The 24,133-nt window shown below is 57.5% G+C and carries 25 protein-coding genes; 13 read left to right on the top strand and 12 right to left on the bottom strand.

Features of this window, described 5'->3' with window-relative positions; genetic code table 11:
* Nucleotides 1-13: 13 nt before the first annotated feature.
* The 6 genes from KO1_RS18215 (at nucleotide 14) to urtE (ending at nucleotide 6,798) form a co-directional block, all read left to right on the top strand.
* A complete protein-coding gene (locus tag KO1_RS18215; protein ID WP_004113301.1) occupies nucleotides 14-1,117 on the top strand; it encodes a cobalamin-independent methionine synthase II family protein in 1,104 nt (367 codons plus the stop codon).
* 175 nt (nucleotides 1,118-1,292) lie between these two features.
* On the top strand, nucleotides 1,293-2,564 hold the full coding sequence (urtA, locus tag KO1_RS18210) for an urea ABC transporter substrate-binding protein (protein ID WP_004102365.1): 1,272 nt from the start codon (nucleotides 1,293-1,295) through the stop codon (nucleotides 2,562-2,564).
* Nucleotides 2,565-2,645: 81 nt separating this feature from the next.
* Complete coding sequence (gene urtB, locus KO1_RS18205; protein WP_016808779.1) at nucleotides 2,646-4,220, top strand: urea ABC transporter permease subunit UrtB; 1,575 nt, start codon at nucleotides 2,646-2,648, stop codon at nucleotides 4,218-4,220.
* Entirely contained in the window at nucleotides 4,220-5,293 is a 1,074-nt protein-coding gene (urtC, locus tag KO1_RS18200; protein ID WP_004102363.1) for an urea ABC transporter permease subunit UrtC, read from the top strand. Before urtB ends, urtC begins: the two co-directional genes overlap by 1 nt.
* Nucleotides 5,293-6,090: an urea ABC transporter ATP-binding protein UrtD gene (gene urtD / locus KO1_RS18195; protein ID WP_004113299.1), complete on the top strand. Its 798-nt coding sequence runs from the start codon at nucleotides 5,293-5,295 to the stop codon at nucleotides 6,088-6,090. Before urtC ends, urtD begins: the two co-directional genes overlap by 1 nt.
* A gap of 9 nt (nucleotides 6,091-6,099) precedes the next feature.
* On the top strand, nucleotides 6,100-6,798 hold the full coding sequence (urtE, locus tag KO1_RS18190) for an urea ABC transporter ATP-binding subunit UrtE (RefSeq protein ID WP_004102361.1): 699 nt from the start codon (nucleotides 6,100-6,102) through the stop codon (nucleotides 6,796-6,798).
* A gap of 139 nt (nucleotides 6,799-6,937) precedes the next feature.
* Here urtE and KO1_RS18185 read toward each other — a convergent pair whose 3' ends face one another.
* Both KO1_RS18185 and ydeE read right to left on the bottom strand, forming a co-directional pair.
* Nucleotides 6,938-7,408: a helix-turn-helix domain-containing protein gene (locus tag KO1_RS18185; protein ID WP_023321063.1), complete on the bottom strand. Its 471-nt coding sequence runs from the start codon at nucleotides 7,406-7,408 to the stop codon at nucleotides 6,938-6,940.
* A 118-nt stretch (nucleotides 7,409-7,526) separates the two neighbouring features.
* Nucleotides 7,527-8,720 carry an efflux MFS transporter YdeE gene (gene ydeE / locus KO1_RS18180; protein WP_024274233.1) on the bottom strand — a complete coding sequence of 398 codons (1,194 nt, stop codon included), beginning with the start codon at nucleotides 8,718-8,720 and terminating at the stop codon, nucleotides 7,527-7,529.
* Between the two features lie 193 nt (nucleotides 8,721-8,913).
* Between ydeE and eamA the strand changes: the two genes are divergently transcribed.
* Nucleotides 8,914-9,813, top strand: coding sequence for an O-acetylserine/cysteine exporter (eamA, locus tag KO1_RS18175; protein ID WP_024274232.1), 900 nt, complete (start codon nucleotides 8,914-8,916; stop codon nucleotides 9,811-9,813).
* A gap of 32 nt (nucleotides 9,814-9,845) precedes the next feature.
* Here eamA and marB read toward each other — a convergent pair whose 3' ends face one another.
* Genes marB through marR form a run of 3 tightly spaced genes read right to left on the bottom strand, consistent with a single transcriptional unit; the run spans nucleotide 9,846 to nucleotide 10,928 of the window.
* Entirely contained in the window at nucleotides 9,846-10,064 is a 219-nt protein-coding gene (gene marB / locus KO1_RS18170; RefSeq protein ID WP_004102353.1) for a multiple antibiotic resistance protein MarB, read from the bottom strand.
* 31 nt (nucleotides 10,065-10,095) lie between these two features.
* Nucleotides 10,096-10,476 carry an MDR efflux pump AcrAB transcriptional activator MarA gene (gene marA / locus KO1_RS18165; RefSeq protein WP_004102351.1) on the bottom strand — a complete coding sequence of 127 codons (381 nt, stop codon included), beginning with the start codon at nucleotides 10,474-10,476 and terminating at the stop codon, nucleotides 10,096-10,098.
* 17 nt (nucleotides 10,477-10,493) lie between these two features.
* A complete protein-coding gene (gene marR, locus KO1_RS18160) occupies nucleotides 10,494-10,928 on the bottom strand; it encodes a multiple antibiotic resistance transcriptional regulator MarR (RefSeq protein WP_004102349.1) in 435 nt (144 codons plus the stop codon).
* A gap of 260 nt (nucleotides 10,929-11,188) precedes the next feature.
* Between marR and KO1_RS18155 the strand changes: the two genes are divergently transcribed.
* Nucleotides 11,189-11,857: a MarC family NAAT transporter gene (locus KO1_RS18155; RefSeq protein WP_004102348.1), complete on the top strand. Its 669-nt coding sequence runs from the start codon at nucleotides 11,189-11,191 to the stop codon at nucleotides 11,855-11,857.
* A gap of 72 nt (nucleotides 11,858-11,929) precedes the next feature.
* On the opposite strand, the gene KO1_RS18150 is transcribed toward KO1_RS18155, so the two are convergent.
* Nucleotides 11,930-13,129: a sugar transporter gene (locus tag KO1_RS18150; RefSeq protein WP_023321061.1), complete on the bottom strand. Its 1,200-nt coding sequence runs from the start codon at nucleotides 13,127-13,129 to the stop codon at nucleotides 11,930-11,932.
* Nucleotides 13,130-13,334: 205 nt separating this feature from the next.
* On the opposite strand from KO1_RS18150, the gene KO1_RS18145 reads away from it, so the two are divergent.
* Both KO1_RS18145 and KO1_RS18140 read left to right on the top strand, forming a co-directional pair.
* Complete coding sequence (locus tag KO1_RS18145; protein WP_004102346.1) at nucleotides 13,335-14,126, top strand: PhzF family phenazine biosynthesis protein; 792 nt, start codon at nucleotides 13,335-13,337, stop codon at nucleotides 14,124-14,126.
* 9 nt (nucleotides 14,127-14,135) lie between these two features.
* Nucleotides 14,136-14,942: a PhzF family phenazine biosynthesis protein gene (locus KO1_RS18140; protein WP_004113291.1), complete on the top strand. Its 807-nt coding sequence runs from the start codon at nucleotides 14,136-14,138 to the stop codon at nucleotides 14,940-14,942.
* Nucleotides 14,943-15,076: 134 nt separating this feature from the next.
* Here KO1_RS18140 and KO1_RS18135 read toward each other — a convergent pair whose 3' ends face one another.
* The 6 genes from KO1_RS18135 to KO1_RS18110 form a co-directional block, all read right to left on the bottom strand.
* The gene (locus KO1_RS18135) at nucleotides 15,077-16,357 is read right to left on the bottom strand and encodes an SLC13 family permease (protein WP_004113290.1); all 1,281 of its coding nucleotides are present in this window, start codon (nucleotides 16,355-16,357) and stop codon (nucleotides 15,077-15,079) included.
* 19 nt (nucleotides 16,358-16,376) lie between these two features.
* A complete protein-coding gene (locus tag KO1_RS18130) occupies nucleotides 16,377-16,847 on the bottom strand; it encodes a NanQ anomerase/TabA/YiaL family protein (RefSeq protein ID WP_047719801.1) in 471 nt (156 codons plus the stop codon).
* Nucleotides 16,844-18,016: a sialidase family protein gene (locus KO1_RS18125; RefSeq protein WP_024274230.1), complete on the bottom strand. Its 1,173-nt coding sequence runs from the start codon at nucleotides 18,014-18,016 to the stop codon at nucleotides 16,844-16,846. Before KO1_RS18125 ends, KO1_RS18130 begins: the two co-directional genes overlap by 4 nt.
* A 29-nt stretch (nucleotides 18,017-18,045) precedes the next feature.
* On the bottom strand, nucleotides 18,046-18,807 hold the full coding sequence (locus KO1_RS18120) for a TerC family protein (RefSeq protein WP_004113287.1): 762 nt from the start codon (nucleotides 18,805-18,807) through the stop codon (nucleotides 18,046-18,048).
* Nucleotides 18,808-18,919: 112 nt separating this feature from the next.
* A complete protein-coding gene (locus tag KO1_RS18115) occupies nucleotides 18,920-19,804 on the bottom strand; it encodes a dihydrodipicolinate synthase family protein (protein ID WP_047719802.1) in 885 nt (294 codons plus the stop codon).
* 18 nt (nucleotides 19,805-19,822) lie between these two features.
* Nucleotides 19,823-20,968 (bottom strand): iron-containing alcohol dehydrogenase, encoded by a 1,146-nt coding sequence (locus tag KO1_RS18110; protein WP_024274228.1) that lies wholly within the window; start codon nucleotides 20,966-20,968, stop codon nucleotides 19,823-19,825.
* A gap of 176 nt (nucleotides 20,969-21,144) precedes the next feature.
* On the opposite strand from KO1_RS18110, the gene dtnK reads away from it, so the two are divergent.
* From dtnK to KO1_RS18095, 3 genes are read left to right on the top strand one after another with little or no spacing between them, the layout of a single operon-like run.
* Complete coding sequence (gene dtnK / locus KO1_RS18105) at nucleotides 21,145-22,383, top strand: D-threonate kinase (RefSeq protein WP_004113281.1); 1,239 nt, start codon at nucleotides 21,145-21,147, stop codon at nucleotides 22,381-22,383.
* Nucleotides 22,376-23,362 (top strand): D-threonate 4-phosphate dehydrogenase, encoded by a 987-nt coding sequence (locus tag KO1_RS18100; RefSeq protein WP_004113279.1) that lies wholly within the window; start codon nucleotides 22,376-22,378, stop codon nucleotides 23,360-23,362. Before dtnK ends, KO1_RS18100 begins: the two co-directional genes overlap by 8 nt.
* 1 nt (nucleotide 23,363) lies before the next feature.
* Entirely contained in the window at nucleotides 23,364-24,125 is a 762-nt protein-coding gene (locus KO1_RS18095; RefSeq protein WP_004102327.1) for a DeoR/GlpR family DNA-binding transcription regulator, read from the top strand.
* Nucleotides 24,126-24,133 lie beyond the last annotated feature (8 nt).

Below are 24,133 nucleotides of genomic sequence, written 5' to 3'. Positions count from 1 at the left end.
CTAAGGAGACACCATGCAACGTCATCAGGCCCCGTTCCGCGCAGATATCGTCGGCAGTTTTTTACGTCCGGACGCCATCAAACAGGCTCGCCAACAGCTGGCTGCAGGCGCTATTGACGCGCAGCAGCTACGGCAGATAGAAAATGAAGCTATTCGTCATCTGGTGCAGCAGCAGTGCGAGTGCGGGCTGCACGTGGTGACCGACGGTGAGTTCCGCCGCGCGTGGTGGCACTTTGATTTCTTTGACGGCTTGCAGGGCGTCGAACGCTACGATTCCGAAAAGGGTATCCAGTTCAACGGGGTACAGACCAAAGCGCACGGGGTACGCGTCACCGGTAAACTGGCCTTTGGCGATCACCCGATGCTGGAGGATTTTCGCTATCTGAAGAGCATCAGCGGCAGCGCGCAGCCGAAAATGACCATCCCCAGCCCAAGCGTTTTACACTTCCGCGGCGGGCGCAAAGATATTGACGCGACGGTTTATCCGGACCTCGCTGACTATTTCGACGATCTGGCGACCACCTGGCGCGATGCCATCCGCGCCTTCTACGATGCGGGCTGCCGCTATTTACAGCTTGATGACACCGTCTGGGCCTATCTGTGCTCCGATGAACAGCGCCAGCAGGTACGCGATCGCGGCGAAGATCCCGATGAGCTGGCGCGCATCTATGCCCGCGTGCTGAATCAGGCCCTCGAGGGAAAACCGCAGGATCTGACCGTTGGTCTGCACGTATGCCGCGGTAACTTCCGTTCAACCTGGATATCCGAGGGCGGGTACGAGCCGGTTGCCGAAGTGCTGTTCGGTGGAGTGAACATCGATGCCTTCTTCCTGGAGTACGATAACGACCGTTCCGGCGACTTCGCGCCGCTGCGCTTTATCCGCCCTGGCCATCAGCAGGTGGTGCTGGGTCTGATCACCACTAAAAATGGCGAGCTGGAAAACCCGGAAGGCGTGAAGGCGCGTTTGCGGGAGGCGGCGCAGTACGTCCCGCTGGAGCAAATTTGCCTTAGCCCGCAATGCGGTTTTGCCTCTACCGAAGAGGGGAACTCGCTGACGGAAGCCCAGCAGTGGGACAAGGTCCGTCTGGTCACCGGTATCGCCGCTCAGGTCTGGTAACGCTTTTATAGCGCAGCGTTGCACTATTTTAAGGCAACGCTGCCCGTCGCTTCGCTTTTCCCGTCTGGTTCATCACGCTTTCACGCCCCTGCAAAAGCTGGCATTGTTTTTGCCTTATCACTTCCGGTTAGTCGTTAATTCATTTTTGTTTTTGCGCTATTCAGGAGTGACACACATGCAGCGTCGAACACTATTAAAAGCTTTTGCTCTCTCCGCCTCTGTTATCAGCATGGGCTTCTCCTTGCAGGTATACGCCGCCGACACCATCAAAGTCGGGATTATGCATTCGCTCTCCGGGACGATGGCGATTTCCGAAACCCCGCTTAAAGAGGTCGCCCTGATGGCGATCGACGACATTAACGCCAAAGGGGGCGTGCTGGGTAAAAAGCTGGAGCCGGTGGTCGTTGACCCGGCCTCAAACTGGCCGCTGTTTGCGGAAAAGGCGCGTCAGCTGCTTACGCAGGATAAGGTCGCGGCGGTGTTCGGCTGCTGGACCTCGGTGTCGCGCAAATCGGTTCTGCCGGTATTTGAAGAGCTGAACGGCCTGCTTTTCTACCCGGTACAGTATGAAGGCGAGGAGATGTCGCCGAACGTCTTCTACACCGGCGCAGCGCCGAATCAACAGGCTATCCCGGCGGTGGAATATCTGCTGAGCGAAGACGGCGGCGGGGCGAAGCGCTTCTTCCTGCTGGGTACCGACTACGTTTATCCGCGCACCACCAACAAAATTCTCCGCGCGTTCCTGCACGCCAAAGGCATTCAGGATAAAGACATCGAAGAGGTCTATACCCCGTTCGGCTATAGCGATTACCAGACCATCGTCGCCAACATTAAGAAGTTTTCCGCCGGCGGTAAAACGGCGGTGGTTTCCACGATCAACGGTGATTCCAACGTTCCGTTCTATAAAGAGCTGGCTAACCAGGGGCTAAAAGCGACCGATGTTCCGGTAGTGGCCTTCTCGGTGGGTGAAGAGGAGCTGCGCGGGATTGATACCAAACCGCTGGTGGGCAATCTCGCGGCGTGGAACTACTTCGAATCCGTGGATAACCCTACCAACAAACAGTTTGTCGCCGATTATCGCGCCTGGGCCAAAGCGCATAAGCTGCCGAACGCGGATAGTGTGGTCACCAACGATCCGATGGAAGCAACCTGGGTCGGTCTGCATATGTGGGCCCAGGCGGTAACCAAAGCGGGGACCACCGATGTCGATAAAGTTCGGGAAGCCATGGCCGGTCAGACCTTTAAAGCGCCGTCGGGCTTCACCCTGACGATGGATGCGACCAACCATCACCTGCATAAACCGGTCATGATCGGTGAAATCGAAAGCAACGGCCAGTTTAACGTGGTCTGGCAGACTGAAGCACCCGTTCGCGCCCAGCCGTGGAGCCCGTGGATCGCCGGAAACGACAAAAAACCGGATCACCCGGTAAAAAGCGCCAGTAACTAAACGTTGAACCCCGGCGCTAAGCCGGGGTGACGGATTCTGTCGTTCGGGCACGGCCCGATTTCCCGGGTAAGGAGGACCACCATGAACCCATTGCGCCTTATGAGTTATTTTGCGCTGCTGCTGGTATTGATGCCGTGGCGGGCGCAGGCAGCCGACGCCGACGATTTCGTGGCAGCCACCCGCAGCCAACAGGCGCTGCTGCTTGAGCAGTGGGCCGTCGCGCCTGCAGCGCCGCGTTTACCGCTGCTAAGGGCGCTGAAAAGCGAGACATTACAATCGGATAGTCGCGGTCATGCGTTCAGCAAGCAGGGTGATAAGCTACTGGCGCTGGGCGCGGTTGCGGCTCCCGAAGGAACAATAAAACCGGTACGCCTGACCAATCGTCTGCGTAACCTCGCGGCAGGGGCGCTGGCCACGCATCAGCTGGTCAGTGACAACGTCACGGAAAGGGCCTCTGCGGCAAAAATCCTCCAGCGCGAAGCGACGCCAGAAATGGCGGGCCTGTTACAGCAGCGCCTGACGGCGGAAACCGACGGCGCGGTCAAATCGCTGCTGGAAATTGCGCTTGCTCGTCTGCAGCTAACCAGTCCGCAGCCTGCGCAGAGGCTGGCGGCCATTGAACGGCTCGGTCACTCAGGCGACCCGGAAACCCAGGCGCTGCTGACGCCTTATACCGACGCCCGGCATGAGCCAGACCCGGCGATCCGCGCGGCGGCGCAGGAGAGCCTGAGCAAAATCCAGCACCGCCTGCTGCTGGGCGATCTGCTCGGACAGGCGTTTATGGGCCTCTCCCTCGGCTCTGTCCTGCTGCTCGCCGCGCTCGGCCTGGCGATCACCTACGGACTGCTGGGGGTCATCAACATGGCCCACGGCGAAATGCTGATGATTGGCGCCTACAGCTGCTGGCTGGTTCAGCAGGCGCTGGCGCAGCTGGCCCCGCAGTGGCTGGCCTTCTATCCGCTGATTGCGCTGCCGGTGGCGTTTCTGATTGCCGGCGGGATCGGCATGGCGCTGGAGCGCACCGTGATCCGTCATCTCTACGGTCGCCCGCTGGAGACGCTGCTGGCCACCTGGGGGATCAGCCTGATGCTGATCCAGCTGGTGCGGATGCTGTTTGGTGCGCAGAACGTCGAGGTCGCCAATCCGGCGTGGCTTTCCGGCGGCGTGCAGGTTCTGCCGAATCTTATCCTGCCGTGGAACCGTCTGGCGGTACTGGCCTTTGTGCTGCTGGTGCTGCTCTTCACCTGGTTGACGCTGAACAAAACCCGCCTGGGGATGAACGTGCGGGCGGTGACGCAGAACCGCGCGATGGCGGCCTGCTGCGGCGTCCCTACCGGCCGGGTCGATATGCTGGCGTTTGGTCTCGGCTCCGGTATTGCCGGACTGGGCGGCGTTGCGCTATCGCAGCTCGGCAACGTCGGGCCAGAGCTGGGCCAGGGCTACATTATCGACTCCTTCCTCGTGGTGGTGCTCGGCGGCGTCGGTCAACTGGCCGGCAGCGTGGCGGCGGCGTTTGGTCTTGGCATCTTTAACAAAATCCTTGAGCCGCAAATGGGGGCCGTGCTGGGCAAAATCCTGATACTGGTACTGATTATCCTGTTTATCCAGAAACGTCCTCAGGGACTGTTCGCCCTCAAAGGGAGGGTTATTGACTGATGAGCCAACCTGTTACCTTAACGCTGGCGCGCAAAGCGCCGCGCCCGCTGCGGTGGATCGGCATTCTGCTGCTGTTGGGCCTGCTGAGTATGCCGTTTCTGGCGCTGCTGCCTGCTACGCATCCGCTGGCGGTTTCCGCCTGGCTGCTGACGCTAACCGGTAAGATCCTCTGCTACGCTATTGTCGCCGTCGCGCTGGATTTAGTCTGGGGCTATGCCGGGATGCTCTCGCTTGGCCATGGGATCTTTTTTGCCCTCGGCGGCTACGCCATGGGCATGTATCTGATGCGCCAGGCGGCGGGCGACGGACTACCGGCCTTTATGTCGTTTTTATCGTGGAGCGAGTTGCCGTGGTTCTGGTGGGGCACCCAGCATTTTGCCTGGGCGATGCTGCTGGTGGTGCTGGTGCCCGGTCTGCTGGCGCTGGTGTTTGGCTGGTTTGCCTTTCGCTCGAAAATCAAAGGCGTCTATTTTTCGATCATGACCCAGGCGCTGACCTACGCCGGAATGCTGCTTTTTTTCCGCAACGAAACCGGCTTTGGCGGTAATAACGGCTTTACCGGCTTTACCACGCTGCTCGGTTTCCCCGTCACCGCCATTGGTACCCGGGCAGCGCTGTTTATGGCGACGGTGCTGCTGCTGTTGCTCACTCTGTGGATTGGCTATTTGCTGGCGCAAAGCAAATTTGGCCGCGTGCTGACGGCGGTGCGCGATGCTGAAAACCGCCTGATGTTCTGCGGCTACGACCCGCGCGGATTTAAGCTGCTGGTCTGGACGCTTTCTGCCGTGCTGTGCGGCCTGGCAGGGGCGCTGTACGTGCCGCAGGTCGGGATCATCAACCCCAGCGAAATGTCGCCAACCAACTCTATCGAAGCGGCCATCTGGGTGGCGCTGGGCGGTCGTGGAACCCTAATCGGCCCGGTTCTTGGCGCAGGGCTGGTCAACGGCGCGAAGAGCTACTTTACCATGGCGATGCCGGAGTACTGGCAGCTGTTTCTGGGGCTGATTTTTATTATCGTGACGTTGTTTTTACCGCGTGGCGTTATTGGCCTGCTGCGTAAAGGAGATCGCTGATGCAACCGGATGAAGAGCTCTTTACCCGCCAGCTGCCGACGGACCGTTTTCGTGAGCAGACCGATCCGGTGCTGCAGCTGGAAAAGATTAACGTCAACTTTGACGGTTTTCAGGCGCTGACCGACCTGTCGCTGCAGATTGGCGTCGGCGAACTGCGCTGCGTGATTGGGCCGAACGGCGCCGGTAAAACCACCCTGATGGACGTCATCACCGGCAAAACCCGGCCGCAGAGCGGCAGGGCGCTTTACGATCAGTCGGTGGACTTAACGACCCTCGATCCCATCGCCATCGCCCGGCAGGGGATCGGACGCAAGTTCCAGAAACCGACGGTCTTTGAGGCGCTGACGGTGGCAGAGAATCTCGAACTGGCAATGAAAGGTGATAAATCGGTGTGGGCCAGCCTGCGGGCGCGCCTGAACAGCGAGCAGGCCGACCGAATCAGCGAAACCCTGCGCCTGCTGCGCCTGGAGGGCGAACGCCATCGGCCGGCGGGGCTGCTGTCGCACGGGCAAAAGCAGTTTCTTGAGATCGGCATGCTGCTGGTGCAGGAGCCGCATCTGCTGCTGCTGGACGAGCCCGCAGCCGGGATGACCGATGCAGAAACGGAGTATACGGCCGAGCTGTTCCGCACCCTTGCCGGTCAGCATTCGCTGATGGTGGTTGAGCATGATATGGGCTTTGTCGAGACCATCGCCGACCGGGTGACGGTGCTGCATCAGGGACAGGTGCTGGCGGAAGGATCGCTGCGCGAGGTGCAGGCCAACGAACAGGTAATTGAAGTTTATCTCGGACGCTAAGGAGCGCGGATGCTACAGGTTAATCAACTACATCAATATTATGGCGGCAGCCATATTCTGCGCGGCGTCGATTTTGCCGCGCGTCAGGGGGAGGTCACCTGCCTGCTCGGACGCAACGGGGTGGGGAAAACCACTTTGCTGAAGTGCCTGATGGGGCTGATCCCGGCGCGCAGCGGCGAGGTGCTGTGGCAGGAGAAGAATATCACCCACCGTAAACCGCACCAGCGGGTGCAGTCGGGGATCGCCTACGTGCCCCAGGGGCGGGAGATTTTTCCACGCCTGACGGTTGAGGAGAATCTGCTGATGGGGCTGTCCCGCTTTCCCGCCCGCGACGCGCGCGCGGTGCCGGAAGAGATTTATCAGCTGTTTCCGGTGCTGAAAAGCATGAAGCAGCGGCGCGGGGGCGATCTTTCCGGCGGGCAACAGCAGCAGCTGGCCATTGGCCGCGCGCTGGCCAGCCGCCCGCAGCTGCTGATTCTTGACGAACCGACGGAAGGTATTCAGCCGTCGGTCATCAAGGAGATTGGCGAAGTTATCCGCCAGCTGGCGAATCGCGGTGATATGGCGATCCTGCTGGTCGAGCAGTTCTACGATTTCGCCGCCGGGCTGGCGGACCGCTACCTGGTGATGTCGCGCGGGGCGATTATCCAACAGGGCAGCGGCAGCGATATGGAAGCCGAAGGCGTCCGCGGGATGGTTACCATATAGGCCTTTCCCGGATGGAAATCTCTCCCCGGCTCGCGCTGCGCTTAGCCGGGCTACAGGTATACAGCCGTCTGCTGGCCCGTAGCCCGGGCAAGGCGCTTTGCGCCGCCCCCGGGAGAAGCGCGCACCATCGCTCAGTAGGTTACTTTCGCAGCAGCCGCTGCAGCCGCGCCTGACGCCAGTTTTTGATCCATTCGCCAAACACAAACAGGCGTAATCCTTTTACCGCCAGCAGCGCCCCCCAGATGATCGCCACCCATGCGGACCAGTAGCTGTCCGCGCCGGTCAGCCAGTTCAGCACCGCCAGCAGGATGCAAACCACGACCGCCACGGTCAGTGAACGGTAAAAACGGCTTTCGCGTTCGACACGCGCTTTGGCTTCCTCAATGCGTAAATCCAGCGATTCGTCATGGCCTTCCGGCGAATCGCCGCTAATCTCGGCGACGTTAACTTCAAAGACTGCCGCAAGCGCGCTAAGGGTCTCCAGACCGGGGCGGTCACCGTTCTCAATGCGCTGAATGGTCCGCACGCTCACGCCCGCCAGCTCGGCGAGCTGCTCCTGGGACCAGGCGCGCTGTAAACGTAATTGTTTAACCTGATTGCTACTGTTCATCGTGACTCTCTCCGGGTGAAAAACCTGAGATGGAGTATTATTGAGCAGGCTGTCGGCAACCACGATCGAAACCCGACAGGGGGGCGACAGCAACCTGACAGCCGCACGGCGCCTGGGCTCAGGCGCGGGCGACCGCACTACCGTTCCACGGGCGTACGTTCATCCCACGGAAAATCATCAGCCAGGCGGCAATAATAGCGAACATCAATATTGCAAACAGCGACCAGTGCGGCAGATGGGTCAGAATTGTCCCGGTCAGCATCGGGTTAAAAGCCGCTCCCAGCCAGCCCAGCGACTGGGCGGAAAAGTAGCTGGCCTTCATGCCCGGCGGAGCAATGTTATCGATCAGCATATATTCACCCGGCGCGTAGATCACTTCACCGAGCGTAAAGACGGCGGCAGAGAGGCCCCACAGCAGCAGGCTATTATCGGAAATAACAAAACCGCCCAGTCCGAGTACAAAACAGACCGTACCAAAGGTCATCAGCGGGCGAATATTACGCGCGGTGAGGCGACGGCCGACCGCGTACTGCAGCGCCACCACGACGGCGGCGTTGACCGGCAGTACCACGGCAACCACTTTTTCAGCAAAATCGCTGTCCGCTACCACCAGCACATACTGGGAAATACAGGAAGCGAAAGAGCCGCCGACGAATGACGCCAGCAGGCCGGAGAGCGTAAACCACAGTAGCGCACGATCGCGCAGCAGCACCGAAGGCGACCACTGGACCGCATTATCCTCAGCAATCGCGGCGCTGGTGCGCTGGACAAACAGCTGAATAAACACCAGCGGCAGCGCGGCGCAGCCCGCTGCCAGCCAGAACGGCAGGTTAATGCTGTACATCACCAGCAGAGTGCCGATCGGCGGTCCAACGGTCCAGCCAATATTAAGAAAGGTGTAGTTAAGAGAAAAAATCTGCGCCTTCTTTTCCGGCGACAGCACGTCGGCGAACCACGCTTTCAGGACGGTGGAGAATACCGAGTAGGCGCAGTTAATCAGCGCGAAGAAAAACACTACCAGCGCGACGCTATTGACCAGCGGAATAGCGATGAAACCGCCAATAAACGCCAGCACGGCGAGAGTCATATAGCGCTTTTTATCGAACTTATCGGCGAGAATGCCAAACCCCATGCTGAACAGTACCCCGACGATCAGCGCGCTCGACAGCGCATAGCCGATTTTATCCACTTCCAGCTGGTACTGCCGGGTGAGGTAGATCGTCATAAAAGGTAACGTTGCGCCGCGGCCAATCGTTAACAGCAACGACGAAGCCAGCAGCGCCGCCGTTGAGCGCCTGAGTGTCGGTATCATTTTTTCCTTGCCTGAAGTGATGTTATTTTTGTTGTCCCGATCACAAATAGCATGCTAACCGACGCTTGTATAGTTCCCATCGGTGATGAAAAGCACGCCAGCGACCTACCGAAAATAATGATCTAGGCGGCGGACGAATTATTCTGTAGTTTGATTTTGTTCACAAAAAATCCAATAACAACCGAGGCAGGGTATGACGCGAAAAGACGGGCTGCTGGCATTACTGGTGGTGGTGGTATGGGGGCTGAATTTCGTGGTGATTAAGCTGGGGCTGCATAATATGCCGCCGCTGATGCTTGCCGGGCTGCGTTTTTTGCTGGTGGCTTTCCCGGCGCTGCTCTTCGTCGCGCGGCCAAAAATTCCGCTCACTCTGCTGCTGGGCTACGGTCTGACTATTAGCTTTGGCCAGTTTGCGTTTCTGTTCTGCGCGATTAGCCTCGGTATGCCTGCCGGGCTGGCCTCGCTGGTGCTGCAGGCGCAGGCCTTTTTTACCATTATTCTTGGCGCGTTTATCTTCGGCGAGCGTTTGCAGGCGAAACAGCTGGCAGGTATCGCACTGGCGATTTTCGGCGTCCTGGTGCTGGTCGAGGCCAGCCTCGGCGGACAGCATGTTCCGCTGGTGGGCTTTTTGCTGACCCTGGCGGCGGCGCTGAGCTGGGCCTGCGGCAACATCTTCAATAAAAAAATCATGTCCCATGCGAGCCGGCCGCCGATTATGTCTTTAGTCGTGTGGAGCGCGCTGATCCCGGTGCTGCCTTTTATGCTGGCCTCCTGGCTTCTCGATGGTCCGCAGATCATGGCGGCAAGCCTGTTGCATATCGATGGGGTAACGATTCTGTCGCTACTGTATCTGGCGTTTGTTGCGACGATTGTCGGCTATGGGATCTGGGGTTCGCTGCTCGGTCGCTATGAGACCTGGCGCGTAGCGCCGCTGTCGCTGCTGGTGCCGGTGGTGGGAATGGCCAGCGCCGCCTTGCTGCTCGGCGAAACGCTGAATAGCCTGCAACTGCTGGGGGCCGTGCTCATTATGGCCGGGCTGTATATCAACGTTTTCGGCCTGCGGATCGTGCGTCCTGGAATGGCGAGAGGATAAAAAAAAGCCCCGGTGACGGGGCTAAAGGGATTTTACAGGCCTTGCTGGTTGTAATAGGGTACGCCCAGTTCATCTGATTTATCACTGCCCGAAGCCATGTGATTGAAATCAAAAGGCGAATCATTATGCTCGGAAGGAATAATCATCGCATCCCGGTTGTTGTGGCGAACCGGAGTGGTGGTCTGCTCCGCATAACTCTGGCTGGAGACCAGCGCCAATAGCACGATGGCGGCGGAAGCGAATAGTTTCATGATTTCCTCAATACGTCTTTTTTGCAGGCGGTTAACAACAGTTGTTCAACGGGAGCAGGTAGCGCGACTCGCCCGGCACGTTAGTAATACGATACTGGTGCGGCGGAACATCGAAATAGTTTTTGAAAGTCCGCGTCAGCGTTTGCTGCGACTCAAAGCCATAGCGCTCGGCCAGGTATAAGATAGGCTCGTTGCTCTGCTTCAGCTTCTGCGCAATCTCGGTCAGCTTACGGCTGCGGATATATTGTCCCAGCGAGTGACCGGTCTCTTTCTTGAACATTCTTTGCAGGTGCCACTTGGAGTAACCTGAGCGCTCTGAAACCTTCTCCAGCGACAGGGGCGATTCCAGGTTATCCTCGATCCACGACAAAATACTATGGATAGTGATGGCGTCGTTATTGCGTCTGGACATCATCTTACCTCTTCTTATTACGACAGAACTTTTTTGAGCAGGCACTCAAGAGTGGCCACTTCATCCGTCGATAGATTTTTTGTTAGTTCCTGGTGCAATTTCTGACCCACAACCTGATGACACTGCTCACAAAGGGCTGCGCCGTCTGGCGTTAGCTGCACCAGTACGCCACGCTTGTCAGTCGGGTTGGGTAACCGTTCAATCCAGCCTTTACAGACCAGGCGGTCAAGCATGCGCGTCATGGCGCCCGGATCGACGGAAAGGACGGTTTTCAGCTCAACGGGGGTAATACACACTTCGCAACGAATGGAACAGAGCACCCGAAACTGGGTGGACGTAATATCCATCGGTGAGAGGTAGTCGTTGAGCAGGCGATCTTTTTTCTGGTTAACCATCTGGATCAAGCGTCCGAGGGGGATCATTTCGTTAAACAGGTCGCTTGTACTTTTCACGATGGTTGCCCAGGCAATGACTTAGTTGCGGGAGATATTATTGCCTAGGCAAATATAAGTCAACCTGATGAATAAGCCGATGCCACGATTTGCTAAAACGGATAGTTGTGATGCAGGTCACTCTATTTGGCGCGGTTGTCTTATGATTTATTGCATGATGGATACATTCTGCCGGGAACTCGCGCTACTCTGACAACCGACGCTATACTCGGCGCGCGTCATTTTTTGATAATCCAATATTTACAGGACTTTAACTCACTATGATGGATCTTTTTAAAGCGATAGGCCTGGGACTGGTTGTGATCCTACCGCTGGCAAACCCGCTGACTACCGTGGCGCTGTTCCTTGGCCTGGCCGGAAACATGAATAACGCCGAGCGTAACCGGCAGTCGCTGATGGCCTCGGTCTACGTGTTCGCTATCCTGATGGTCGCGTGGTACGCCGGGCAGGTGGTGATGAACACCTTTGGCATATCGATTCCCGGACTGCGTATCGCCGGGGGGCTGATTGTCGCCTTTATCGGCTTCCGGATGCTGTTTCCGCAGCAAAAGGCCCATGATTCGATGGAAGCTAAGCTCAAATCGGAAGAGCTCGAAGATGAACCGACGGCCAATATTGCCTTCGTTCCCCTGGCGATGCCGAGCACCGCAGGGCCGGGGACGATCGCGATGATTATCAGCTCGGCGTCGACGGTAAAGCACGGAGCAAACTTCCCGGAGTGGGTCGTGCTGGCGGCGCCGCCGATTACTTTTGCGCTGGTCGGCATTATTCTGTGGGGCTGCCTGCGCAGCTCCGGAGCGATTATGCGTCTGGTCGGGAAGGGCGGTATCGAGGCGATTTCCCGCCTGATGGGCTTCCTGCTGGTCTGTATGGGCGTGCAATTCATCATCAACGGCGTGCTGGAGATTATTTCGACCTATCACGCCTGACGACTTTGCGCCGACAGGAAAAATAAAAAAGCCTGCCGTTTTGCAACCGGCAGGCTTTTTTTAGTCGAACGATCAGGAGTGATGCGGCTGATGGTCGTCCAGCGAGATCGGCCAGCGGCGGAAAATCATCACCGCCCACATTAACGCGACGACGGCCGGGATCGCGCCGACATAGCCAATCGATGCCATCGACAGATGGGTACTGACCTGACTGCCCACCAGCGCGCCAGCGCCGATGCCGATATTAAAGATCCCCGAAAACAGCGACATCGCCACGTCGGTTGCATCCGGCGCCAGCGCCAGCACTTTAACCTGCATACCAAGCCCGATAATCATGATCGCCACGCCCCAGAAGACGCTCAGCAGCATCAGGTGGTTAGCGTTGTGCGAGGCGGGCAGCAGCAGTAGCAGACACGCCAGCAGCAGGCCAATCGCCGCATTGATTAATCCGGAAGCATGCAGGTTGCCGAGCTTACCAAACAGAATGCTGCCGACGATACCCGCGCCGCCCAGCGTCAGCAGCAGCACGGTCGCGAAGTTGCCGCTCAGGCCGGCGACCGTCTGAACGAACGGTTCAATATAGCTATAGGCGGTATAGTGCGCGGTCACCACAATCACCGTCAGTAAATAAATACTCAGCAGCGCAGGGCGGCGGAACAGCACCGGTAGGCTTTTCAGCGAACCTGAATGCTCGCTCGGCAGCCTGGGCAGCAGCTTGATCAGGCATACCATGGTGATCAGCGCTCCCAGGCCAATAACCAGGAAGGTGGTGCGCCAGCCAAAGTACTGCCCGACGATACGGCCGATCGGGATACCGAAAACCATCGCCAACGCGGTACCGGTAGCAATCAGGCTCAGCGCCTGCGCCCGTTTACCGGCTGGCGCCATACGAATCGCCAGCGCTGAAGTAATCGACCAGAATACCGCGTGGGCAAAAGCGATACCGATACGGCTGATCACCAGCACGTTAAAGTTCCATGCCAGGAACGACAGCACGTGGCTGGCGATAAACAGAATAAACAGGCCAACCAGCAGACGACGGCGCTCCATCTTGCTGGTCAACAGCATAAAGGGCAGCGACATCAGCGCGACGACCCAGGCGTAGATCGTCAGCATAATCCCCACCTGCGCCGTTTCCATGCCGAAGCTGTCAGCAATGTCCGACAGCAGGCCAACGGGCGCAAATTCGGTGGTATTAAAAATAAATGCCGCAATCGCAAGCGTGACTACGCGCAGCCACGCGACCTTGCGTGAAACCGTATTTGTCATCATAAGTTCAGGGCTGGTTACAAAGAGGAAAGAAGTGGCACGATCTTAAAACGATCGCTGCCTAAAACACAACCATTTTGTGATCTGAGTCTCATTTTTGTTTGAAGGAAAAACCTGAACCTAACGGATTAATTTTCTTATAAAAGGTGTGCAATTATCCCGTTTATGTCATGTTATCGATAAGTAAAAAAGATGAAGGGACCGAACGATGCAGGAAATTAATTTTTATCTGGTCGATGCGTTCAGCGACCATAGCTTTGGCGGCAACGCAGCGGCGGTTTGCCCGCTCACCGAATGGCTGCCGGACGAAACGTTGCTGAAAATGGCGCAACAGCATAATCAGTCGGAGACGGCGTTTTTCGTCCGCACCGATGAAGGATACGAGCTGCGCTGGTTTACCACGCTGGATGAGATCAACCTTTGCGGCCATGCGACGCTGGCGGCATCGCACGTGATTTTTGAATATTTCGATCACCCGTCATCAACGATTGTCTTTAGCACCCGTTTTGTTGGCGAGCTTCGCGTCACGCGCAGCGGCGACTGGCTGACCCTGGATTTCCCGGCCTGGGCGACGACCGCCGTTGAGCAGCCGCCTGCGGAACTGCTGGCCGGGCTCGGACTGCGCGAAGCGCAGGAGATACGCGTGGCGCGCGATTATCTGGTGATTCTGGCCAACCGCCAGCAGGTGGAAGCCGTGCGCCCGGATATGCAGAGACTCCAGCGCCTCGGTAAAATGATCTGTATCAGCGCGGCGGATGAAGAGTATGACTTTGTCAGCCGTTTCTTCTGCCCGGGCGAGGCGGTGGCGGAAGATCCGGTGACCGGTTCGACCCACAGCATGCTGATTCCCTACTGGGGCGAAAAGCTCGGCAAAACGGAGATGCAGGCGCGGCAGGTTTCGGCCCGCGGCGGCGATCTGCGCTGCCAGTGGCGGGGCGAGCGGGTTCTGATCGGCGGTCAGGCGACGACCTATTTAATCGGCACGATTACGCTGCGTTAAGGAGGCCGGGTGACGGAAATCCCTTTTTATCTGGTGGCGGCTTTCAGCGACCAGCCTTTTGCCGGCAATCCGGCGGCGGTATGCCTGCTTAAAGAGTGGCTGCCGGATGCGCTGCTGCTCAACATGGCGCAGCAGCACAACCAGTCGGAAACCGCGTTCGTGGTGCCAGAAAGCGATGGTTTTGCGCTTCGCTGGTTTACCACCCGCAACGAGGTCAATCTCTGCGGCCACGCTACGCTTGCCAGCGCGCACGTGATATTTCATCACCTGGATTATCCTGACGCGGTCATTCACTTCGCGACCGCTTCCGGTCGCCTGACCGTGAGCCGTGAAGGCGAGTGGCTGACGCTGGATTTCCCGGCGGGAGAAACGCAGGAGGGTGAGCCGCCCGCCGCGATGCTCTCCGCGCTGGGTATTGATAGCTATCTGCACGCGCGTAAGGGACGCGCATGGCTTATCGAGCTGGCCTCTCGCGACCTGCTAGAAGCCCTGCGGCCGAATATTACCGCGATGATCCCGGGTGAGCATAAAGTTACCGTTACCGCCGCAGGCAGCGGCGAATATGACTTCGTCAGCCGCTTTTTCTCCCCGGGAGAAGCGGTGTGGGAAGATCCGGTAACCGGTTCTGCGCATACCATGTTGATTCCCTACTGGCGTGCGAAGCTGGGCAAAACCCAGATGCTGGCGCGGCAGGTTTCCGCGCGCGGCGGTGATATTCGCTGCGAGCTAAAGGGTGAGCGGGTATTAATGAGCGGCCAGGCGGTAACCTATTTAAATGGCGTAATCACGCTACGTGAAATAACGTCAGGCGAGTAAGCAAAATAAAAAGGGATCGGCAATAAACCTGCCGATCCCTTATCCATCCCCGCGTGTTGGGCAAACGTCTCCTGCGTACTCCACGAAAAACCAGAGCCACTATCGCGTCAGACCAGAACAGATTGAAGAGAAAACTACATCGGGAATATCACAATCGCGCCGACGCACAGTGCCAGAATCCGTATTAAGTACATCGGCACCGAGAATATCCAGAATTCCGGTAATTTATATTTTCCCATTCCCAGAATCATTGCCGGCATACCGTCAATCGGCATATAGCCACCGTTCCAGCCAGAAATGACCACCGCAATCGCGGCTGCGGTAGGGTTGAGGCCGAGGCTGGTACAGGCGGCGATCGCGATCGGCGCGAAGATATACACCGAGCCCATGTTCGACCCGGTAAAGGTTGAGCAGGTGCTGGTCAGTAGCGCAAAGATAAAAATAAACACGAAGGGCGATACGTTTGCGCCGAGCACGCCCGCCACCGCATCGCCGACCATTGCCGTGAAGCCCGTGCCTGCCAGCGCATCGGCGACGCCGATCACCCCGGCCATCATCAGGATAACCGGCGCGCCCATATGATCGCGAACCTCTTTGAAGTCGACAACGTTAATCATCATCACGAAGGCAGCGGCGAGACCCGGTACGACATAGGCGATGTTGCCTAACTGGTTCATCAGCATCATACCCACGACGCTGAACGCAAAGGCGCCAACGGTGCAATACTCTTTCCACGCGGGCAGCACCACGGCTTCCTCTTCGCGTACCGCCATCGCTTCCTCGGAGGCATCGGCGATCGGGTGGTCGGGTAAAAAGCGATACGCAACCAGGCACCAGGCCAAAAAGGCCAGCGACATCACCAGATTGACCAGAGCAAATTTCACCATTGAAATCTCCTCGTTGAAACCGGCGGTTTGCAGTACCGTGGCGGTGACGCCAAACAGCAGCGCGACGTTAACCGGGAACAGAGGATGATTGGTGGCGAATCCCAGCGGCATCATCAGCTTTGAGGTCGGCAGCTTCTTGCTGTAGGGGATGGTCGAAACCAGTGACAGAATCAGCACGTAGTAGCCGGTTGAACCGGTACCCGCCAGGCTGGCGCCAATCATGACAATCACCAGTAGCAGCGCGTAGCTTTTATAGCTGCCTTTATTTACCAGATTAACCATCGCCGATTTTACGTTACCGATCAGCCGCGTTTTCTGCAGCGCCGCCATCACCACCATAAAGCCGGCGATCATAATGACGCTTGAGTTAACAAACCCGGCAAAGGCCTGCTGAACGTTGGAGAGCCCTGTCACAACCAATAGCAGACAGGCGAGCAGCGGCGGTGCGCCAAACGCCATTTTGTCTGACATAATAAGAACTATCATTAGCACCAGAATGCCCAGCGCCAGAATCATTTCCATTGTCATTGTTATTTCTCCTTCTTATTTACCCTTCCAGCATGTCGCTCGGCACTTTAAATACGGCTTTGCGTACCGTTGACGGCACGTCTACCGCGCACAGCGCCTGATGGGGTTCGCCGGGCAGAAATATCGCAAAATCACCGGGATACAGGGTGATGGATACCGGCAACGGGCTATCGCGGGCGATAAACAGATCCGGTTTGCGCTCTTCATCGCTATCCTGCGCGACGCAGAGCATTCCGGCGTTAATCAACTCGCAGCCCGCCAGCATCACCTGAATATCGGCCCACTGATGGTGATATTCGGTGTGCCGCTGGGCGGTCGGCTGGGTATGCGCTTCGCCGATATTGCAATACCAGCGACAGTTTTCCGGCTGCCAGCGGCCGTCCGGCCTGCCGCTCAGCGCCGCTAGCGTGGCTTGCGGAAGGGATAGGATCTGCCGCAGCGCCGGGGGAAGCCCTGCCAGCGGCAGGGCGTTAAGGTTGCCGACGATCATCGTGCGGACTCCTTCACCCACTCGGGCGAAACGTGCACGTATTTAATCGCCTGGCGGAACCAGGTGTAGGCAATGTGCAGCGTGCCGTCCGCCCCTTGTTTGATACTCGGGTAGGAGAACTCGCGATTGCGCTTATCCAGCGAGTTATTGGTCATGCAGTAGCCGTCGCCTTCATCGAGGTTGCGCTGCCATGGCCAGGTTTTACCGCCGTCGGCGGAGATGGCTACGGTCATCGGCGCGCGCGGCGCTCCCCAGAAGGCCGAACGCCCGCTGGTCACTTCCGGCTCTTTACGGCTGTTATCGCCATCGTCGATTTCGTCGTAAAGCGATGCCCGGCGTTCCCGCGCGCCGGCGGCGCTCATGTGGTTAAAGACCAGCGCCAGTTCGCCGCTGGCGAGGGTGGTCACCTGAATAGATGAGTTGTTATTGGGCAGTTCAGTCGGTTCCGGCACTGACCAGCTTTCGCCGTTATCGACGGACTGGCTGTAGTAGATATTGTCGGCCCAACGGCTGCGGAACAGCGCAACCAGCGTGCCGCCCGGCAGCGCGGTGATGTTCATATGTACGCAGCCCAGGCTTTGCGGGACTTCGACGTCGCGCCAGGTTTTGCCGCAATCGGAGGAGATTTTGACGGCGCTGATATCGTCGTTGCCAACCCATTTTTCACCCGGTTGAGTGCGGCAGTAGAAGACCGGCAGCAGCCAGTTGCCGTTGTCGAGGACGATGATCGGCTGGCGAATAAAGGTGCCGGGCTTATCGAGCAGGGTGGCAATCTCGCCCCAGGTTTGACCCAGATCCGTTGACTGGCGATAGCGCACGATGGCGGTATCCTGGTTGCCGGAGATCTGCGCGGTCCACAGCAGCCATAGCACGTTATCCGGCGCCAGAAACAGCACCGGGTTTTGCTCGGAACGGCTGGCGTCATCAGACAATTTGACCGCATCGCTCCACTGGCGGCTCCCGGGCAGCAGACGCGATCCCCAAACGGAGATGTCGGCAACGCCTTCCTGGGTACCGCCGAACCAGACGCACATCAGGGAGCCGTCCGGCAGCGGCAGCAGGTTTGCCGCATGGTTTTGCGGGCAGGATGACGGTAACATCGCGGTTTCGACCCGCGCGTCCTGTTCATGCTGATTAATGATTCCGTCACGAATTGCGGTTACAGACATATTCATACTCCGTTATTTTCAGTAGGGTTCTATTTGTTTAGCTGTAATGAGTCGTAAGCTTCTGCGGGCTGCGAAGCCTTAATGATTTTTTTATTACGAATAATATTGAGCGTTTCCACCGCCAGCGAAAAGAAAATGGCAAAATAGAGATAACCTTTTGCAATGTGTATCTCCAGACTATCCGCGACCAATAATATCCCCACCAGCAACAAAAAGGTTAAAGCGAGCATTTTCATCGTTGGCGTGTTATTGACAAAATCGCCAATGGTCTTTGCCGCGAACATCATAATGCCAACAGCAATAATGACTGCCGTAATCATAATGAAAATATGTTGCGACAAACCGACTGCGGTAATAACTGAATCCAGGCTAAAGACAATATCCAGCAGCATAATCTGGACAACCGCGCCCGCCAGCGAAAGCTGACGCTGGCCGCCGCCATGCGACTCTTCTTCCAGCTGCAGTTCACCGCGTATCTCCTGCAGTGACTTGTAAATAAGGAAACAACCACCGACAAATAAAATGATAGTGCGCACCGATACGACAAAATGCGCAATAGTAAACAGCGGCACCGTTATATGTGCCAGCCAGGCAATAGATACCAGCAATAGCACGCGCATAACCATTGCGCCGCTTAATCCCAACTTACGCGCAACATTTTGTTGATGCGGTGGCAGTTTGGCCACTACCAGCGAGAGAAAGATAATATTATCGACCCCGAGAATAATCTCCAGAAAGGTGAGCGTTACCAGCGTCAACCATATTTCAGGGTCAAGCATCCATATAAACATTGAAACATCCCTTACGTTACGTAAGACGTTATATATAAAATATTAAATATTGCCGGCACTGATTTTTTGCTTACACCAGTGCCGGAAATTTAATTAACTATTTCCGCTATCGTCAGGAAATATATTTGGCAATAATGTGATTAATTTCCTCGCACTGCGCCGAGGTGAAGCTCACCGCGTAGCGACTGTCGCCAACATCGTGGCCCATCAGCTGCAGCGCTTTTTTTACCGCCGCCGGCGAGAACGCCACTTTATAAAGATCGGTGCGCAGACCGGTGACGCTCTCCTGAGCCTGGCGGGAGCCCTCAACATTGCCCGCTTTAAAATTTGCCCAGATGGCGTTGATCTCTTTTGGCGCGACGTTTGCCAGCCCGGAAATACAGGCGGAGCAGCCCTCAACAAAACCCTGGTGTATCAGCGAATCAGGGCCGTTCAGCACGTCAAAATCGGCGATATCCCGGACCGCATCGAGGAAACCCTTCAGGCTTTCGTAGCTGCCGGCGCTGTCTTTGACGCCGATAATGTTTGGATGCTGCGCCAGCGCGCGCGCGGTTTGCGGTTCAATGGTGTTGCCGGTGCGCGCCGGGATGTTGTAGAGAAATACCGGTACACTCAGGGCGTCAGCAATGGCGGTATAGTGGGCGATCAGCTCATCCTGTTTTAGCGGCACAAACCAGGGGGTAATCACGGAGACCGCGTCAACGCCCAGTTGTTCGATCTGTTGACCCAGGCGGATCGTTTCGCGAGTCGACACTTCGCCAATATGCGCCACCACCGGCGCCCGACCGGCAACTTCATCCACGCAGGCTTTAGCGACGGCGATTTTTTCCGCTTCATTCAGCACAAAGAATTCGCCGTTGGTACCGCCGCAAAAAATACCGTTGCCCGCGGCGAGCTGGCGCTGTACCTGCTGCCTTAGCGCCGGGATATTCACGGCTCCCTCTGCGGTAAAAGGCGTGACGATGGCGGTCAGAACGCCGGTAATTGAATTGCTCATTTCATCTCTTCCCTGGTGTTATTGTGCGGGGAACAGGGTGCGGTAAACCGCTTCAACCTGATCCTGGTTAACGCTGCATGGCGCATTATTCAGTAAACGCTTGACGTTCAGCGCCGCTTCGCTCAGTTCGCTGATGCTCTCTGGCGGTACGCCCAGCGCGGCAAGGTTATCGGGCAGCTGCAGGCGTTTCACCAGCGCGGCGAGCCAGGCGACCAGCGCATGGGATTTCTCTTCTTCGCTAAGCGTCAGGTCGGCTTCAGGGAGCAGATCCCAGACTTGGGCAAATTTCGCCACCGCGTGTGGGCGCACCACCTTCATACAAGGCGCCAGCAAAATGGCGTTAGCCACGCCGTGCGGCAGGTGATATTTGCCGCCTAACGGATAGGAAAGGGCATGAACCAGATGAGTGCCCGCATGGTTAATAGCCACACCGCCATAATAAGAGGCCCACAGCATCTCCAGCTTCGCCGCCAGATTGTGCGGCTCGCTCACCGATAGCTCGATGTTGCGCACCAGCTTGCGCAGGCCAATCAGCGCCGCGTTATCGCTAACCGGATTGGCAACGGTCGAAGTAAAGCACTCAATAAGATGACACAGCGCGTCAATGCCGGTAGAGGAGGCGATATGCGCGGGCATGCTGGTGGTTAATTCCGGCAGCAGGGCAACATAATCCGGCAGCAGAACCGGGGAGATAATCCCCACCTTCGTATTCTGTTCCGGGATTGCCAGGATCGCGTTCGGCGTGGCTTCGGAACCGGTGCCGGCAGTGGCGGGAATTAATAACGAGGTCACCTTTTGCTGCGGCTTTTCGCCGGCCAGCAGCGCCTCAAGCCCCGGCGAGTCGGGATGCAGCAGAACCGAGAGCAGCTTGGCCACATCCAGAACGCTACCGCCGCCAATCCCGACTATTAGCTCCGGCTGGTTAGCGCTGACGAGGCGCAGAATTTGCGTCATATCATGTTGGCTTGGCTCTGCGGGTACGGAATCAACGATCTGAACCTGACGCCCTTCGTCTTCCAGAAGCGTACGGATCTGCCGTGCGGCATCGAGTTTGCCAACGTTGCCATCGGTGACCAGCAAAATGCGCTGTTTGCCGGTCAGCAGCGGTAGCAGGGCGGTAAACGCGCCCGCGCCGCTAATCAGGGTGCTGTTAATGGTTGCCACTTCTTTCTCCTGTCTTATGGATGATTAAACTTAATCATCTATTGTTCGGGTCACTCACATTGTGGGATGAAGTTATAATTTATAGCGAGATTTAATAACTTGAGCTTGCTCACATTTAATCAATTGTGATTGAATATAATCATTATCAATTTCGAACAGCTTGAAAAGGGAACATGATGGGCAGCGGCGATAACAAGGTGCTGGTTCTGGCGGATGACTTTACCGGCGCAAATGACGCGGGAGTCAGCCTGGCGGAGACGGGGATGCGGGCGGAAGTGGCGTTTAGCGCCAGCTACCAGGGAGAGGCGCAGGCGCTGATCCTCAATAGCGACAGCCGCGCGCAGCCCGCCGCAGAGGCGGCACGGCGCATCACGCATCTTTTACAGGCGGTGTTGCCGCGTTTTCAGCCGCGCTGGACGGTGAAAAAAATCGACTCCACGCTGCGCGGCAATCTCGGCGCCGAGCTGGAAGCAACGATGCGCGCGCTAAACTGCGCCGTAGCAGTTCTGGCGCCGGCTTTTCCGGCGGCTGGCCGGGTGACGCGCCGGGGGGTGTGCTATGTGCACGGCTCGCCGGTGAATGAAACCGAGTTCGCGACCGATCCGAAAACGCCGGTCAGCAGCGCGGATATCGCCGCCGTGGTCGCTCAACAAAGCGATTTGCTGTGCCGCGGGACAACGGTCCCCGGGCTGGCGGCAGAGCTGGAACAAACGGTTGAGACGCCGCGGGTGCTGATCGTCGATGCCGAAGAAAACCAGCAGCTGGACGCCATTATCGCCACGGTCGCTCTGTGCGAGCAGCGGGTGCTGCTGGTGGGGTCTGCTGGGCTATGCGACGCCCTGGCGCGTCGGCTGGCGACTATGCCGCACGGCCCGCTGCTGGCGGTGGTCGGTTCAATGAGCGAAATCGCGCAACAGCAGGTTGCCCGTCTTAATGAGCATCCGCGCGTCCGGCGGGTCGACATTGATGTGGCTATGGCCTTTGACGGCGATGCCGCCCTTGATGCCCGGCGTATCGTGGCGGTATTGAGCGAAAATAATCATTGCGTTATCACCACCCGACCCGATAGCGAGGCGCGAAAGGCGGTTGAAGCCTTGTGTCGTCGGCATGGGGTCGATCGCACCGCCCTTGGCGAGCGCATCTGCGCATACCTGGCGCGGGTCAGCGCGCTGGCCATCGCGCAGAGCCAGCCGGGAGCGCTCTATTTATCCGGCGGCGACGTGGCGATCGCCGTGGCGCAGGCGCTGGGCGCCAGCGGATTTCATATTACAGGCCGGGTGGCGCAATGCGTGCCGTTCGGCAATTTTCTGGGTAGTAGCTGGCAGCGGCCGGTAATGACCAAGGCAGGCGGATTCGGAACGGAAACCACCCTGCTGGAGGTTGTGAATTTTATTGAGGAGAAAATGAGTGACTAACATCATTGCGGTAACGATGGGAGACCCGGCAGGCATTGGCCCGGAAATTATTATCAAATCGCTGGTTGAGGGGAAACTCAACGGCGCGCCGGTCGTGGTGGTGGGCTGCGCGCAGACGCTGCGGCGGATCCTGGCGATGGGGATAACCCCGCCCGCCGAGCTGCGTATCATTGATCGTCCGGAACAGGCGCAGTTCAGCGCGGGCACGATTAACGTTATCGACGAACCGCTAGCCGATCCGCAAGGACTACGCGCGGGGGAAGTGCAGGCGCAGGCGGGGGATTTAGCTTACCGCTGCATCAAGCGAGCGACCGAGCTGGCGATGGCGGGTGAGGTGTTTGCGATCGCTACCGCGCCGCTCAATAAAGAAGCGCTGCATCTGGCCGGGCACAACTTCCCGGGACATACCGAAATGCTCGCCCATCTGACGCAAACCAAAGATTTTGCGATGGTGTTATATACCGATAAGCTCAAAGTGATCCATATCTCTACCCACGTGGCGCTGCGAAAATTCCTTGATAATCTGAACCAGCCGCGAGTTGAAACGGTGATCGGCATCGCCGATAGCTTCCTGCGCCGGGTGGGTTTCACTAATCCGCGCATTGCCGTTGCCGGAGTGAACCCTCACGCCGGGGAAAACGGTCTGTTTGGCGATGAAGAGATTCGTATCGTGGGTCCGGCCGTTGAAGCGATGAAGGCCAGAGGGCTCAACGTGACCGGGCCATGCCCGCCGGACACGGTATTTATGCAGTGTCACGAAGGTCTGTTTGATATGGTGGTCGCGATGTATCACGATCAGGGGCATATTCCGCTAAAATTACTTGGATTTTATGATGGGGTAAATATTACCGCCGGACTGCCGTTTATCCGCACTTCCGCAGACCACGGCACGGCGTTTGATATTGCCTGGACAGGTAAAGCTAAGTCTGACAGCATGGCAACCTCTATTGAGCTCGCCATGCAAATCGCACAGGAATAACATGAAGGGATATAACCGGTTAGAGCAGATTATGGATTTTCTGAAGAGCCATAATCTGGTGACAGTGGACCAGCTGGTGGCGGCGACTCACGCCTCGCCGGCGACGATTCGCCGCGACCTGATTAAGCTCGATCAGGAAGGGGTCATCAGCCGTACCCACGGCGGCGTCACGCTCAACCGGTTTATTCCTTCACAGCCCACCACCCAAGAGAAGTCCCAGCGCAGTCTGCAGGAAAAATACGCCATCGCCAGCGCGGCGGCGGCGTTAGTCAAGGCCGGGGACGCCATCGTCCTCGATGCCGGAACCACGATGATCGAACTTGCCCGGCAGATAACCCACTTGCCGCTGCGGGTGATCACCAGCGATCTGCATATCGCCCTGTTTCTCTCGGAATTTAAGCAAATTGAAGTTACCATCATCGGCGGACGCATCGACGACAGCAGCCAGTCCTGCATCGGCGATCACGGACGCCGTCTGCTGCAAAATATCTGGCCCGATCTGGCGTTCGTCAGCTGCAACGGCTGGGATCTGGAGAAGGGCGTAACCTCGCCAACGGAAGAGAAAGCGGCGCTGAAGCGGGATTTAATCGCGAACGCCCGGCGGCGCATTCTGCTGGCGGACAGCTCAAAATACGGCGCCTGGTCGCTGTTTAACATCACCCATCTTGACTCGCTCACCGATATCATCACCGATAATCATCTGCCGGAAGAGACGCGTGAACTGCTGGGGCATATCCATCCCCGGCTGATCATTGCCGACTAGCCGGGAAA

The organism is Klebsiella oxytoca NBRC 105695 (genome assembly GCF_001598695.1).
Taxonomy (GTDB): domain Bacteria; phylum Pseudomonadota; class Gammaproteobacteria; order Enterobacterales; family Enterobacteriaceae; genus Klebsiella; species Klebsiella oxytoca.
The sequence above is the reverse complement of the archived record's forward strand: the minus strand, read 5'-3'. Positions and strand labels throughout refer to the sequence as shown.